Annotated in this window: 13 protein-coding genes; 2 read left to right on the forward strand and 11 right to left on the reverse strand. The window is 47.1% G+C overall.

What is annotated here, in order from left to right; all coding sequences use genetic code 11:
* Window positions 1-11: 11 nt before the first annotated feature.
* The 6 genes from rny to OM95_RS03155 all read right to left on the reverse strand — a co-directional run bounded on the left by rny (window position 12) and on the right by OM95_RS03155 (window position 5,879).
* Window positions 12-1,577, reverse strand: coding sequence for a ribonuclease Y (rny, locus tag OM95_RS03130; RefSeq protein WP_041870203.1), 1,566 nt, complete (start codon window positions 1,575-1,577; stop codon window positions 12-14).
* A gap of 6 nt (window positions 1,578-1,583) precedes the next feature.
* Window positions 1,584-2,147: a 5-formyltetrahydrofolate cyclo-ligase gene (locus OM95_RS03135; RefSeq protein WP_291515495.1), complete on the reverse strand. Its 564-nt coding sequence runs from the start codon at window positions 2,145-2,147 to the stop codon at window positions 1,584-1,586.
* A gap of 26 nt (window positions 2,148-2,173) precedes the next feature.
* Complete coding sequence (locus OM95_RS03140; RefSeq protein WP_041870208.1) at window positions 2,174-2,482, reverse strand: cell division protein ZapA; 309 nt, start codon at window positions 2,480-2,482, stop codon at window positions 2,174-2,176.
* A 120-nt stretch (window positions 2,483-2,602) separates the two neighbouring features.
* The gene (locus tag OM95_RS03145) at window positions 2,603-3,190 is read right to left on the reverse strand and encodes a hypothetical protein (RefSeq protein WP_291515496.1); all 588 of its coding nucleotides are present in this window, start codon (window positions 3,188-3,190) and stop codon (window positions 2,603-2,605) included.
* A gap of 17 nt (window positions 3,191-3,207) precedes the next feature.
* Complete coding sequence (locus OM95_RS03150) at window positions 3,208-4,179, reverse strand: hypothetical protein (protein ID WP_041870210.1); 972 nt, start codon at window positions 4,177-4,179, stop codon at window positions 3,208-3,210.
* Window positions 4,180-4,190: 11 nt separating this feature from the next.
* The gene (locus OM95_RS03155; protein ID WP_041870211.1) at window positions 4,191-5,879 is read right to left on the reverse strand and encodes a L,D-transpeptidase family protein; all 1,689 of its coding nucleotides are present in this window, start codon (window positions 5,877-5,879) and stop codon (window positions 4,191-4,193) included.
* Between the two features lie 339 nt (window positions 5,880-6,218).
* Between OM95_RS03155 and OM95_RS03160 the strand changes: the two genes are divergently transcribed.
* Window positions 6,219-7,763, forward strand: coding sequence for a L,D-transpeptidase (locus tag OM95_RS03160; protein WP_041870212.1), 1,545 nt, complete (start codon window positions 6,219-6,221; stop codon window positions 7,761-7,763).
* On the forward strand, window positions 7,764-8,438 hold the full coding sequence (locus tag OM95_RS03165; protein WP_041870214.1) for a nucleoside-diphosphate sugar epimerase: 675 nt from the start codon (window positions 7,764-7,766) through the stop codon (window positions 8,436-8,438).
* A 17-nt stretch (window positions 8,439-8,455) separates the two neighbouring features.
* Here the strand turns inward: OM95_RS03165 and ftsY are convergent, their stop codons facing one another.
* The 5 genes from ftsY to OM95_RS03190 form a co-directional block, all read right to left on the reverse strand.
* On the reverse strand, window positions 8,456-9,628 hold the full coding sequence (ftsY, locus tag OM95_RS03170) for a signal recognition particle-docking protein FtsY (RefSeq protein ID WP_041870216.1): 1,173 nt from the start codon (window positions 9,626-9,628) through the stop codon (window positions 8,456-8,458).
* A gap of 137 nt (window positions 9,629-9,765) precedes the next feature.
* Entirely contained in the window at window positions 9,766-11,355 is a 1,590-nt protein-coding gene (locus OM95_RS03175) for a methyl-accepting chemotaxis protein (RefSeq protein ID WP_041870218.1), read from the reverse strand.
* A gap of 125 nt (window positions 11,356-11,480) precedes the next feature.
* The gene (locus OM95_RS03180) at window positions 11,481-11,705 is read right to left on the reverse strand and encodes a helix-turn-helix transcriptional regulator (protein WP_291515497.1); all 225 of its coding nucleotides are present in this window, start codon (window positions 11,703-11,705) and stop codon (window positions 11,481-11,483) included.
* Between the two features lie 123 nt (window positions 11,706-11,828).
* Window positions 11,829-14,021: an FHA domain-containing protein gene (locus OM95_RS03185; RefSeq protein WP_041870222.1), complete on the reverse strand. Its 2,193-nt coding sequence runs from the start codon at window positions 14,019-14,021 to the stop codon at window positions 11,829-11,831.
* Window positions 14,022-14,924 (reverse strand): hypothetical protein, encoded by a 903-nt coding sequence (locus OM95_RS03190; RefSeq protein WP_291515498.1) that lies wholly within the window; start codon window positions 14,922-14,924, stop codon window positions 14,022-14,024.
* Window positions 14,925-14,926: the final 2 nt, after the last annotated feature.

The raw sequence follows: 14,926 nt of genomic DNA on the forward strand, positions 1-14,926 counted from the left end.
AAATCCTTTTTCTAGCGGGCGTGCTCAACACTTCGCGTTTCACGAACAACGGTCACCTTCACGGCCCCCGCTTGAGGCATTTCGCGCTCAATCTTACGAGCGATATCACGTGACAACATCACCGCCTGATCGTCCGTAACCTTGCTGCTTTCAACCAAGACCCGCACGTCTTTACCCGCCTGTAGAGCCAGAGTTTTTAGAACGCCGTCAAAGCTGTTGCCGATGCTTTCAAGGTCTTCCAAACGATGAATGAAGGAATCCATTTGTGGACGACGTGCCCCTGGACGAGAGCTGGAAAGAATAAACGCCGCATGGACGATCCACGCCAGAATAGAGTGCGGTTTTTCTTCTTCATCATGGGCACGAATCGCATGACAGACGTCTTCCGACTCGTTGTACTTCTTCGCAAATTCAGCACCGACGAACGCGTAACTGCCTTCGGCTGTGTGATCAATCGCTTTACCGATATTGTGCAATAGGCCCGCGCGGCGAGCGATCTTCACATTCACACCCATTTCGCCAGCAAGAAGACCGGCGATGTTGGCCACTTCCAAAGCTTGATTCAGGGCATTTTGTCCTTGGTAGGAACGGTATTTCAAACCGCCGATGATTTTCACCAGTTCAGGATGCATGTTGGCGATCCCCAACTCCATCACATGACGTTCGCCTTCTTCTTTGATTGATTTCATTAATTCCGAGCGCTGCTTTTCCACAACCTCTTCGATACGGGCCGGATGAACACGACCGTCTTCCATCAGTTTTTCAATTGTTCGGCGAGCCAATTCGCGGCGAACCGGATCGAAACCAGAAATAACCACGGCTTCCGGAGTGTCATCGACGATCAAGTCCACGCCACACAAAGCTTCCAGTGTACGGATGTTACGGCCTTCACGACCGATGATTTTCCCCTTCATTTCATCGTTTGGCAAAGCCAGCACACTCACGGTACGCTCAGAGGTGTATTCAGAGGCAAAACGAGACAGGGCCGTCGCCAAGATCCGTTTTGCTTTTTTATCAGCTTCTTTGTTGGCCTCTTCTTCGATCTGCGCGATTTTTTTCGAAGCTTCTTGTTTGGCTTCATCTTCCAAAGCGCCCAGAAGCTGGCGACGGGCTTCGTCCTGGCTCATGGCTGCGACCGACTCTAGCTTTTGCTTAAGTTCGCCGATATGGGCTTCGCCTTTTTTCTCAAGATCCTTAATACGATTTTCAGAGATCGCGATCTTTTCTTCGCGATCTTTCAATGTGTTTAGATAACGCTCGTTTTCTTCCATCTTTTGCTTGAACTGATCTTCGATTTCTTTCAAGCGACGGTCCAATTGCGATTCTTTATTTTTCAAAGTGGACTTTTGTTTGTGAATGTCAGCTTCGACATTCTTGCGAGCCCGGCCTTCAAAGTCTTTGGCTTTGGTCTCTGAATCCTTTTTGATTTTCGCGGCTTCAGACTTCGCCTTGTTCACGATTCTTTCAGCCTCAACCCGCGCAGACTTTTTCTTATTTTCATCCTGAACACGTTTGATGATGAAAACAATGGCTCCACCCAACAACAACGCAACTATGGCGGTGATTACTAACTCCATGATCCTTTACTCCTGATACTTCCTGCAATCGACCACACCAGTTTCCGTGATCAGGTAGTCCATGATCACATCGTGGGTTTCGGTCGGGATGGGGTCCACTGTCACTTGAAAGTCAAAACAGACGCCCACTTTCATCCCGCGGTACCAGGACAGGGTCTTATCGTAAAACCCTTTTCCCTTTCCCAGGCGATTGCCATTCTTATTAAAAACCAAACCGGGAATCAGCAGTCCCTGAATATCTTTGAGGTCTTGTGCCGTCGAATCTGGAGAGGGCTCCAGGACTCCGTAAGGGCCCACCATAAATGTGCGGGCATCAAAGAATTCCAGATGGCCTTCCCGCATGCGCGGAAAAACCCACTTCAGGTGAGAGATCTGAAAGACCTCTTCCACCTGTGCTTCTTCGGGCAGAGCTCTGTAAGCTCCCCAAACTCCATTTTGCGAATTTAAAAAATCCTGCAAAACAGAATTAAGCTGCTGCTGATTTTGAACAAGACCTTGCGCGAACTCTTGAGCGCAAAGAGATTTAAAGAAGGAACGACATTCCTTTTTAGAGCTCCAAGGAAACGACATGGACACTCCAAGAGATCAAAACAAAGTTAGTTGTTCAAAACCTTGTTGTTCTTGGAATTTTCTAGTTCGACGGAAAGTTGCATCGCTTTTTCTTCCAGCTTTTCCAGTTCACGATGCGCTTTTCTTTTCAAAAGGATCAGTTCTTCCGCCAAGTTCATCGCTGTCAAAACAGCGGCATTTTGGAAAGAACCGTTTTTAGTAACTGACATGGCCTGATTCATCTTATTATTTACAAATGTGACGAGCTCTTCGACTGTGGCATCGTCATGAGAGGTTTTTAATTTGTAAGGGACACCCGCAATTAGAAAATTGTAGGTTTTTTTATCAGATGTCACTAGCACCTCAATAGCTGCAGAATCTTGTTAGTACCGATGTTCTAAACCTTTTAAATTTCTAGAAAAATCCTAGATCAACACTAGAAAAAGTATATCCCTAACGGCCCGATATTCAACAGATTATTTTTTGGAACAGGTGCAAATAATGCCTAAATCCTTCTTCTTCTCACAACTTATCGAGCGCTTATTTGGCTTGTCGTCAAGCTCATAGTCGTCAACTTCCTTGAAGTTGCGCTTGTACGTGGCAACAACGCCGTTAAGCTTCGTGTCATTGTACGAATACTCATCAGATTTGATCGTCGCGTTGAGCAAAAAACTATTAATAATATCTTGTTTGGGATTAATTCGCTGATTTGCCGTCAGACCGACGTTGGTCACAACTCCCTTTTCGTCGACTTGCTGCAAAGTGAGCTCGGTTTCAACCTTTTTCCCACCAGAAAACTTCGTTCGCAAAATCAGGTTCATCGCCTGCTTTTCAGCATCCAAATAGTGAATCTTTCTTTGACGCAGTTGCGATTGCGAGGTCACGAACTTTTCATCAGCGATATCTTTGAGACGGTTCAGATCGACCTTAAAAGACAGTTGTTCATCCTGAAATTCGGGAAAACAACGCATCAGATTTTCATAAGAAACAGAGACTGGTTTGATTCCCTGGGCCCACAGCATCTGAGGCCCAAGAGCTATAATAAAACTTACTACAAGTCGCATGAAACCTTTTCCGTTAATTACATAGGTTCACAGCTTTCCGCAGAAGAACGATTACAGCCTTCCGCCGCATCGCTCGTGCAATACGAACGTGATTCTGTCTTCCATGTACGTGCCGTCGAACAGTCTTCTCCGTCCAGGCTAATGAAAGAACGAACCGCATTCAATGAAAATCCAAAGGTTGAAGCATTCTGGGACAGTTGACCAGTTTTCACGGTCACCGCCGCCTGGTTTTTTCCCTCGGCCTGGACTTTATACACTCCAGGGAAAACCGCGACAAAATCACCCGCGGTCATCGGCGCAGAGACCAGGTAGCGAGGATGCTTTGAAGCGATCACGTCGCCAGGGAAGGTGACCCACATTTCTTGAAAAGTCCCGTCATTGGCGAAATTGAAAAGGTCGCGCAAATCATTGGCGGACTTGGCTGAATTCCAAGCCTTGCAAATCGTGCGCGCACTGCTGGCCACGTCGCCATAAGCGTCAATTCGCGGGCAGACTTCATAAGTGAAGCGTTGAACGAAGTCGCGTTCCCAAAGTCCTGCTATATAAAGATCTCCGAAATTATCTTTATCCAAGCGGAAAAAATGACGGTTCATCGTAAACATCGTCAGATAAATTTTCTTTTGCTCAACCAAAGAAGTGAAGTCGCGATACACACGAATCCTCTGGCCCTTCACTTGTGCCGGAACGGTCACGCGCTCCAAATAAAGATTCGTCACTTGCCCTGCCGTGACCGTCACCAGGTCCGGATAAATACTGTTTTCAAAGCCAACGATGTACGTGCCCGGGGTCAATGCTTGCTGCTTATTCAAATCAAAATAAACGGCAGCATCACAGGCGCCACGTTGTTCAGTTTGGCAGCGCACGGCTTTCACCTTTTGAAAGAGCTGCTGACTGCCCGCCTGCCCGTTAACCTGCATCGCACCTAAAGATTGCGCCTGCGCCAGTCCCGCGAATAACAATGTCGAAATGGCCATCCACCACTTTTTCATAACTCTCTCCTTTAGAACCACTCGTCGCCAGGACGCTTATTGGAAATTGCTTTGCTGACTCGGGTATCCTGCCCATAGACATCATCGATAAAGCGCATGGAACCATCCTCGCCCTTTTCCACTGTCAAATACAGGAAGTACACCGGCATAGGTTTTTTCAGCGTCACCTTTTTATCGATCTCGCCCGGAATATAATTGTCGTTCAAAGGAACATAGTTCTGGATATCATAAAGACTCCAGCCCGGCTGATCCTGCAACAGATACGCAGCCAACTCTAATGGCTGTTCCAAACGAACGCAGCCCGAACTGCGATGACGTTTGCTTTCGCCGAAAAGATTTTTTTCGTTCGTATCATGCATGTAAATCGCCCAAGGATTTTGCAGAGGAAACTTTACGACACCCAACGCATTTTCAGGCCCCGGCAACTGGCGGATGTAATACACGAAATTGCGCGCTGTCATGCTTCGCCAATCAATAGTGGAAGGGTCCACCTGCTCGTCCGTGGCCTCTTCGATCAAGATCATATTATGCTTGCGCAAATAGTTCGGATCCTGTTTCAACAACGGCAGCTTATCCCTGATCGCAATACTGCGAGGCACAGTCCAATAAGGATTCAGATTCACGAAGGTGATTTGATCCCGCATCGAAGGTGTACGACGGAAAGCCTGACCATTGACGGTATTGAAGTGAAAAACTTTTCCGGAATCGTCAAACAGACGGAATTCTGTCGTCGCCAGATTCACGAAAATATGACGGGTTTCCAAATTTTTTGGCAACCAACGCAGCTTTTCCATATTCGCTTCGACCTGTGCGATTCTTTGCCCCGGTGTAAAATTCAAAGCTCTTAAAACCTCGGAACGCGTGCCAATAATACCATCCGAAGTCAAACCATTGGCCGACTGAAATTTTCTTAGGACGCTGTCAAATTCGCTGTCAAAGGTGTTCCCACCATTATTCGAAATGGCGTATCCCAACTGATTAAAGCGCGCGCGCAGTTGACTGATGACCGGATCCGTAACACCTAATTTCAAGGCAAATCCTGGAGAGTTGATTGTCGCCCAACCACCGCTGCTTTTTTGCGCCTTCAAAGTCGCCAAAATCGAAAGTAAATCTTTATAGCGAGGATGCGAAGGTGCGAACGCATCCAGATTCGCAACCAAAGAACCCGGACCGTAAGAGACCGCCGCATTCAACTCGGCAAATTCTGTGAACTCTTTTTTCTTAAACTTAATGTCAGTATCAATTAATTCGGGGTCAAAGCGCCCCGTAGACAGATGTGTAACATAGCGAACAAGAGCTTCTGACACCAAAAGTTCAAACGTAATCCACTGAACTGCGGGGTTCTTCGTTGTGGCCTGGAAGCCCTTTTCGATCTGCGCATCCCAATAGTCAGAAGGATTTAAACCATGCTTATCGGCGTTTAACAAAAGCTCTTTCAGAGCCAGGGCCATATTATTAGGACGACCTGACGAATCCACCCAAATAGCCTGGTAGCCTCTTACGGAATACAGTTTATCCAATCTGTCTGTGCGAAGTAGAAAGCTTCCCCACTTGGGGTTAATAATCGGATTCGTGCGAGCTCGAGTCACTTGATCCTGGATATAAGCCGGCTGGCTTTGCGCCCATGTCAATTGTGGAGCCATGGCGATTAAACTCATGCCCAATACAAATGACTTCGGAAGTATTCTCATCATCTTCATATAAACCCTCTTCGCTACATCCTTACTATCAAGTAGGATGCCAAGCGATGAGGCTTTTGACGGCAGGAAGGACGCGCAAAGAATTGACAGTGCGCCTAAAGCGTCACCAAAAATCTCGAAATGAGACAACCCAAATCGTTCGTTTCTTCTCTCTTTTAAATAGACACAGAAGAAGCGCTTTCAACCTCGGCGACGGCCACATTTGGTCACCTCGCAAAAAAAATCGACGCTGCTTTTGTGCGTAATTAAAAATATCCGCGTCCCAGACGATGTCACGCTTCTTGCTTAAGGGTTTGTTTCGACAACTAAGGTTTAATTGAAATTGTACGGAGGACGTTCATGACAAAGTTCAAAAGCCGCAGACTCTGCTCGGCCGTTTTAAGCGTTTTAATCGCCACCTCACCGGTGATCAGCCAAGCCCAAGCCCAGAGTGTGCAAACCCAATCGGCCAACGCGGCAGCAGTGGGAACAGAAAAGTCGCAGTTGAAAGTGGGACAGCGCTACTTCATTTCGGCTGACAATTTGAACGTGCGCAGCAGCAACGCCACTTCTGGCAACAACATCGTGGGTAAATTAAATACCAACGACGAAGTGGAAATCTATGATCTGCTGAATGAAGCAACACCTTTAGTACAGGTTAAAATCATCAAATCCGCCACCGTCAAAGCCGATGTGGCCCCTGAACTTTTTGTTTCGAAAGACTATCTTTCTGAAAAACAATTGTTAACAGCAGCATCCAAATACTTCGTCGTTCAGAACGTGGCGACGGAAATCACCCGCGTTTACGAGCGCTGCACTGAGACGCCTAGCTGCCCTCACAAACTGGTGCTCGAAACGGAAATGGTCGTAGGTCGCCCTGAAGAGGGAACCAAACAAGATCCTCACGCATTTAAAACCTGGCTGGGACATGCGAAAATTTCTGAATGGATCAAATTCTATCAGGATGGCCAAGCTCACTATCCTCACTGGTATCGCGCCGGTCAGGATCTAAAAACAATTCCTAAAGCCATAACCGATGGTGTGTCCAAGCTGGTTAATTCCCGCAAATGGATGGTCGACGACGGTCGCGGCGGAACAACTATCTATGGAGCTTTCGGCTGGTATGCCGCAAAAGTTTCGCCTGCAGACGAAATCAATGGAATGAACTATCAGTGGCTGCATGGAACTATCGGTTGGGGCCGAGACGGCTCTGAGTCCATCGAGTTGACTCGTGGATTCCTGATGAATCTTTTCTCGAACCCAGGTTCTGCCGGCTGTACACGCCTTGAAAACCGCGCCATCGCGTATTTGCGCAGTTTCTTGCCTGTGGGTACGGATATTTATCGTATCTACGCCCGTGAATCGACACGTGAAAAAGAAGTTATTTCGGGTTTCTTTAAAAAGAAAGTCACTCCACTTCCACGTTACGCGGATAAATATGAAAACCCAGGAAACTGGAACTACATCTTGTTAACAGATGGAGCGCAACAAAGCGGCGGTTTGACTGCGGACGCAAAAACCATTATCGACAAGGCCATTCCAGTTGTGACAAACTACAATTTGATTGAAGCCGGTAACTATCAATATGATCAGTATCCAAACGCAACGGCGTTGAACTATACCCGTACAGCCGCGTCTGGAAGAAGTGGTGACCGTTATAGAATTGATTCTGGTAAAAAAGAAGACGCTGGCAAAACCAATTTCCGCGGCTACTTCTTAGTGGACGAAGGTCGCCTTCTTGATTACTCTCACCCAGATTCACAAAGTACAAAAGGCGTGATCAAAGTAAGTGGCCTTGCTGACTTTAGAAACTCAGTCCCCGAGTTCTTGGCAACGACGGGCGCGCACAATCCTCCAGAGATTCAGTACCAAGCTGAACAGGAAAATGGAGTCGGAGGACGCTAAATGAATTATCCTGCCAGTGTATGTATGGTTGGCGCATCGGGGCTCGTGGGACACGAGCTCCTTTTGCTTTTAGGGATTCTGGATGAAATCTCCACCGTGAAGGCCATAACCCGGTCCCCGCTGGGACGACTGCCTGTCGGAATTGAAAATATTCTTCTGGATTTCAACAAACTATCAAGCTATTCGGAAGTTTTGAAAGCTGATATTTTCGTCTGCTGCCTGGGCAGCACGATCAAAAAAGCTGGCAGTCCTGAAATGTTCCGCCAGGTCGATTACGACTATGTGGTTGAATTCGCTAAAATCGCTGAAAAAGTCGGAGCACAAAAGCTTCTGGTCATTTCGGCGATGGGCGCCGATGCAAACTCTGCCATTTTCTATAATCGTGTCAAAGGTGAAATGGAAAACGAATTGCGGCAGTTAAAGATCCCTCAGATTGAAGTCTTCAGACCTTCTTTGATTTTAGGAGATCGCAAAGAACACCGTCGCGGCGAAGAGATCGCACAGAAAATCAGTCCTCTTCTAAAACCACTTCTGGTGGGACCGCTGAAAAAATATCGGCCGATCACGGCCCGGGATATCGCCAAAGCCATGGCCATCGCGATTCTAAACTTTCACCCGGGCTTTCATGTTTATCCTTCGAACAAAATTCAAGAGATCGCCGATCAAATTCAGTGAGCGGCGTTTTTCACAGTTTACTGAAATAAAGAATCCACAAACTCTTGCGACGAGAAGGTGCGCAGATCCTGGATTCTTTCGCCAACACCGATCAGCTTGATTGGAATTTGCAGTTCTTGCGCAAGACCCACGGCCACGCCACCCTTTGCCGTTCCATCCATTTTAGTCAGAACCGCACCCGTCAAGGTCAGCGCATTGTGAAATTCTTTGGCTTGCATTAGGGCGTTCTGACCCGAGTTGGCATCAAGAACGATTAAAGTTTCGTGCGGAGCTTCGGGGATGACCTTCGCCATCACACGCTTCATTTTTTTGATCTCTTCCATCAGGTTGGCTTGCGTGTGCAGGCGTCCCGCCGTATCCACAATCACCACATCATAGTTTTGTGCTTTTCCCTTCGCGACGGCATCAAAGGCCACGGCGCTGGGATCGGTCACTCCCTCTGGAGAAAAGATTTCGACTTGGGCGCGGTCCGTCCAGACCTTCAATTGACCGCCAGCGGCCGCCCGGAATGTGTCACCCGCCGCGACTAAAACTTTTTTACCCTGACTGGCCAACTGAGAAGATATTTTCCCGATCGAAGTGGTTTTTCCTGCACCATTCACTCCGACAATCATCAAAACCGTCGGTCCACTGTCGGCAAGTTTGATTTTTGCAAGAATACCCTGATCTGGTGAACCCGAATGAGAACCCGCGAAAATATTTTTGATTTCTTCTTTTAAAGCGGCGCGAACCGTGTCGTAATCGGCGCGCTCTTTTTTAGAAAGTTTGTCCTCTAACGCCGCCATCAATCTTTGCACCGTTGTTGGACCTAAATCGCTGGTGTAAAGAATCTCTTCAATTTCTTCCAGATGGGCTTTACCAGAGTCGGTTTTAAAAAGACTGCGGATACGACCGAATAAATTCTCTTCCGTTTTTCTTAAGGCTTCTTTTAAATCGACGGACGGAGCTTCGAGATCAGAGACAATCTGGCCTGTGGAATCCACATGCGCCAAGACGGCTTCTCTTTCCTCTTCCACGGTCGGCTCTGTCGGAAGGGGCATTTCTTTTTTGGCTTCATGGGGAAGTGCTTGGGACGGGCCGCGCGAACGTCGCCAAAAATTTAGAATGATGACGCCAAAAATAACGAAAAGAAGAAGACCTACAACGTAAAATAGAATTTCGATTTGTTGTGCATGTCCGGCTGACATCATAAAATCCTCCAACGGTCTGCGTTATGATGGTTCATGAAACCATCTTTTCTATCGCATTTTCATCTTGGAGACTAGATGAATCTAAAAGCTAGGCCGCGTCTTTTGGCTGCGGCCTAGCATTAAAAACAGGAGAGAACTTAGAATCCTGAAACATTCCCGACTTTGCGGTCTGCGGGTTCTTCCAACGGAAGGACATTTTCCATTTCAGTTTTGCGTTTAGCCGCTGCCATTTTTACGGGAGCTTTGAAGGTTTTAAAGGCTTTTGCATGGGACGCAGATAAAGATCGATTTACCGCTCCGACACCTTGAACCAGCGTGCGTAAATCAATCACCAAATCGGCCAAGGCCACAGCCTGAGCTGACATTTCCTCGGAAGAAGCCGCCACCTCTTCTGAAGAAGCTGCGTTGCCCTGGGTCGCCTGGTCCAACTGATTCATGGCTTTGGAAATCTGCTCCAGACCGCTGGCCTGCTCTTGGCTGGCCACGGAAATTTCGTTATTCAGATCTGCCACTTTTTTCACAGAATTAACGATGTCATTCAAAACAGTACCACTTTGGCTGGCAACCCGAGCACCGTTTTCACTCTTCGCCACGTTATCGTGAATCAGAGATGTGATGTCTTTTGCGGCAGCGGCACTTCTTTGCGCCAAATTTCTGACTGCCTCGGCAACCACTGCAAAACCTTTTCCTTGTTCCCCCGCACGAGCCGCTTCCACCGCTGCATTGAGGGCCAAAAGATTTGTCTGGAAAGCGATATCATCAATCACGGTGATGATTTCTTCGATTTGTTTGGAACCTTTGGCAATCTCTTCCATCGCGCCGATCAATTTGGTGATCTCACTTTCACCATGCTCTGCAGAATCTCTGGACTTCTGTGATAAAGCATTGGCCTCTTTGGCATGATCCGCATTCAACTTCACCATACTTGAAAGCTCCTCGATCGATGCCACGGTTTCTTCTAAAGACGCCGCGGCCTCGGAGGACCCTGAAGACAACTGTTGGCTGGCCGCTGATAGCTGGGTGCCCGAGGCCGATGTCTGATCCGCAGAGTTCGAAATTTCTCCACTGATTCGAGTCAAAGATTTGGCCAAAGACGTTGCAAAGATATAGCCCACAGATGTGGCCGCCAAAAAACCAACGGCAATCATAATTATTACCATCGTTTCACCACGCGCGGTGGTTTCCGCTGCCTGGACCTTGGCATTCTTTACGGCCTCTTCATGAAAAACTAAAAGGTCTGAAAGAGCCTCATCATGATTGCGACGAAGCAGAGGAATTTCACCATCCAAGATTTTGTCGACAGAAGCCTGGTCTCCTTTAAGAGCCGCGGCCATCAGCTTCTCGCCACCTTCGACAAACTTTTTCCAAGCGGCGTCCACTTTAGAAAAAAGCGCTTCTTCATTGGGAAGAAACGGAACTTCCAAATATTTTTTAGTAAGGGTGTCATTAATGACGACAGAGTCTTTAAACTCGTCGTACCACTTTGTCGCTTCCTGAGGAGTTTTTGCCAAGCTTGCGCGAAGAATTGTTCGATTCAGCTCTTGGGCACGATAGCGAATTCGACCAATGCTATTTACATTTGGCAAGTTCTGGTTGGCGATAATACTATAGACACCGACCACCGACCGATTGGATTGCCAACCAATACCCCCGACCACCAATAGCAACATGGATATTCCCACAAAAGCCCAAATCATCTTAGCTTTTAAGCTGAAGCGCGCAAACATACTTTCTTCCCCTACTTGAGTTTAGATTTTTTGAAGACGGTCAAATTCCACCAGTGGTGTATTTATACCGTAATGCGCAGAGGTTATCGGAGCGATCCTCAAATTCTTAAGCAGGTTGAAAAATATTATTTAAAAAATTCAGATATCTCGACCCGGAAAGCCACGGCGAGTTTGTGAAGGGTGTAGAGACTGGGCGAGTGATCCCCCGCTTCTAACCGCTGGTAGTTGCGGAGATCAAAGCCAAAATCTTCCATTTTACGCTGAGATAGACCTTTCGCCTTGCGGATTCTTTTTATGTTTTCCGCGATTCTCAACATCAGCTTCTGATATTTTGATTCAATAGACGCCACCTAATCAAGTTTATATATACGGTACAATTGTACCAGTGGTGTTCTTATACCGTCATTGGTCGAGATCATGATTTGTGAAAACACATATTGTCGAGGCCCCCAACGGGTGCGGCACGGCAGAAATTAATGCTGCGCCATACGACGACGCTGCACTTCTTCTTTATAAAAGTTTCGTTCAAAGCGTCTGAAAGACTCTACGCGAACCTCAGATCCCAGAACCTCTTTCATGCGCGCCAGGCTTTCTTTTTCCAAGACCCGCATTTTTTCTATGCCCTCTTTGATAAAATCTGGATGGATTTTGCTGCGTTTTTCGTGCAGCTCTTTCACTAAAGCGTTGGCCGTAGAAATCACCTGAATCGACTTATCCTCGTCGACACGCCAAGTTTTTAAAAGATACTGCGAGGCTGCGCGATAGAGTTTCTGCTGAAACTGCTCATCCGTATAAATTGCGGGATAGTTTCGGGTATAAATGACGGCATCCGTATAGGAGTCTTTGATCTCTTCGGCCTGTGGAGGATTGAACTTACGCTTTTCCAAATCCTCTTGTCGTTTTTTGGCTTCTTGTGCAACCAGACTTTGCATCGGAGCCTGATCCGAGGACATTTTTTCAATGACCACCTGACTGAAGAAATACACCAAAGCCCCCATCGCAAGCCCCACAGAGGCCCAACGCAGCTTTTCGGACTGGCGCTTCTTCAGCAAATCCACCGGCTTTGCCTGCAGGACCGTGGAAGACTGCGCCAAGGAGGCGACTTTTTCTTCGATGGCCTCTTTAATATGATTTTCCACTGTTGCAGAAATATTGCGCCACTGAGTCGGCTCCATCAGCAAGACAATCTCTTTTTCAACTGCCGCATGAATCTCTTTTATCAAAGAGGTCTTCTTTTGAATGACATCATGAAGAAGATCCTGTTCCATTTTAAGCAGACGCTTGGACATTTCAAGACGCATTTCCTCCAGACGTTCTTCTTCGCTTTTAGCCATCTGGGACTTTTCTTTTTCCAGTTTTTCATTCAAAAATATTTTTTGCGCATCATACTCTTTGAACAAGTGTGACTTCTTTGCTTCTAGGTCACGCACATCCATACTTAAATGCGCTTGTTTTTCCTGAAGCGCTTGATTGGCTTCTTCCAGCTTTTTTTTATCTTGCGCAAACTGCTGCTGGGCCGCTTTCAGTTCATTCATTTTAGCCTCTTCAAGTTGAAGAAGCTCTCGGATACGGGCTTCTTCACTGGCGTGCAGCTCTTGCAAGCGCTGGGCTTCACTTTTTAGCACGGCTTCCGCTCTTTGTTCTTCCAGGAAGCTCTTTTCTGCAAGTTCAAAGTTCTTTTGTTCAGCGTCTGCAAGAGCCGACTGAGCATTGCGAAGTTTGTCCTCCACTTCGATCAATTCCTTGGCCAAGACCTGCACCGCTTCTTGATTCAGCTTTAGTTTTTCTTGTACTTCTGAAGTCTGCAGCTGCGAAAATTCCAGAATACGCTGGGCTTCTTCACGGGCTCCCCGCAACAAGCCATCGGCCTCACTTTGCGCGGCCAGGCGACCGCTTTCCAAAGCCTCACTCTTCATCTTTTCTGCGGCCAAGGTGGCTTCCGAAATAAGATCCTCAGTATCTGTCTTGGCCTTGTCCTTCAAGGACTGCACATACATGTCGACTTCTTCACGCAGCTCTTGCGCCATCTTGCGGGCTTCGGTCAATAATTGGCGTCCCTGATTTTGAAAGTCGGACAAAATGGCATCGGCTTCTTTGTGGGCTTCTGCCATTCGCGTCTGATAAAAATATTCCGCCTGAGATTGGGCCTCTCGGGCTTTTTGATAGATTGCCTGAACGCGCTTTTCTGCCTGCGTTTCACCTTCCAGAATAATTTGCGCGGCCTTGCGCTTGGCCTCGTGCAAAACCTTTTCAGCCTGAAACTGTGGAGTATTGGGCGGCGGCATGGCCACCGTATCCGGAAGAACCGGTTCTTCGCTGACAGCCACTTCTTCCGAAGATAAAGGCTCTTCCATTTCAGTGGTATTCAGATCGAAGGTCAGAAGATATTCGGAACGCCCCAATTGGATTTTATCGGCAAGGACCACATTGACCGGGGTCCCCTGGACAATCTTTGTCCCATTAATAAAGGTTCCATTGGAAGAATTTTTATCTTCAATCCAAATCTGGTTCCAACGACGACTGACCACCAGATGCACTCGACTGATATGATTATCGTTGAGGGCGATATCACAGTCGACAGAACGGCCGATGGTGAACGAGTCTTTGTTCACCTCTCGGCTGAGCACCTGATCCTTCCTTTGGATTGTGACAATAAACTTATTCAATTAAGCACCCCGGGCGATCGCGGCCTTTCCAATTTCCTTATTCAGGGCGTCTTCCGCTAAGGCTTCGACGGCGTCGCGATGTTCGTCAAAGGGTTTTTCATGTGCCGGAAAGTTATTGTTGTCGCTGCGATACCACAACAAATCCAATGCACTTTCAAAACGATCGACCATGGAAACGTACGCCCGTTCCGGTGACAAAATCACATTCGTCACATGGGACATTAAAGAAAAAATAATACCCACGATCGAGGTTTTCATTGCAAATGAGATCTCATGAAGGAAGCGGTCCATGATATTTTTGGTGCTCTCCAAATCCTGAAGATTCATGGTTCCCAATTCTTGCAGACCGCCCGCAATACCGATAAAGGTTCCTAAGATACCGCCGACCACAAAAAGCCCCGGCAAAATAGAAATCAAATCATTCAACCCGACCATGGGGATCACGCCAAAAACACGATTGAAACAAGGATTATGTTGCAAAGTTGCTTTGGTGATATTGAGGAGTTTGGGATTGCCTTCGCTCCATTTTAAAAACTTCAATTGTTTTAAAATGTCTTTCACCAGCCAGGCACACCCTTGGCGGACCAAAAAGACACGGTCACTTGTCGCCATAATTGAGTCTGGCTTACGGCGCTTCATACGATCACGAATTTCAAAAACCTCGTAATACGTTCTTTCCAAAAGCTTCTTGGCAAGAACATAAAAAGAAACGTTCTGGGCTTTTCCCGGAATTTCACCTTCGATGAAATGATTCACGCGTTTTTCAAATTCTTTGGCAAACCACTCATGCCGACGGACGGTGTAATAAATCATGGCCCGGAAAAAAAAGCCGATCATGAACACGGCGCCCATCGCATATGGTAGAAATATAATAAAATACTCTGCTAAAGCTTTTGACGTCACAA

The sequence above is a fragment of the Bdellovibrio sp. ArHS genome, assembly GCF_000786105.1.
GTDB lineage: Bacteria > Bdellovibrionota > Bdellovibrionia > Bdellovibrionales > Bdellovibrionaceae > Bdellovibrio.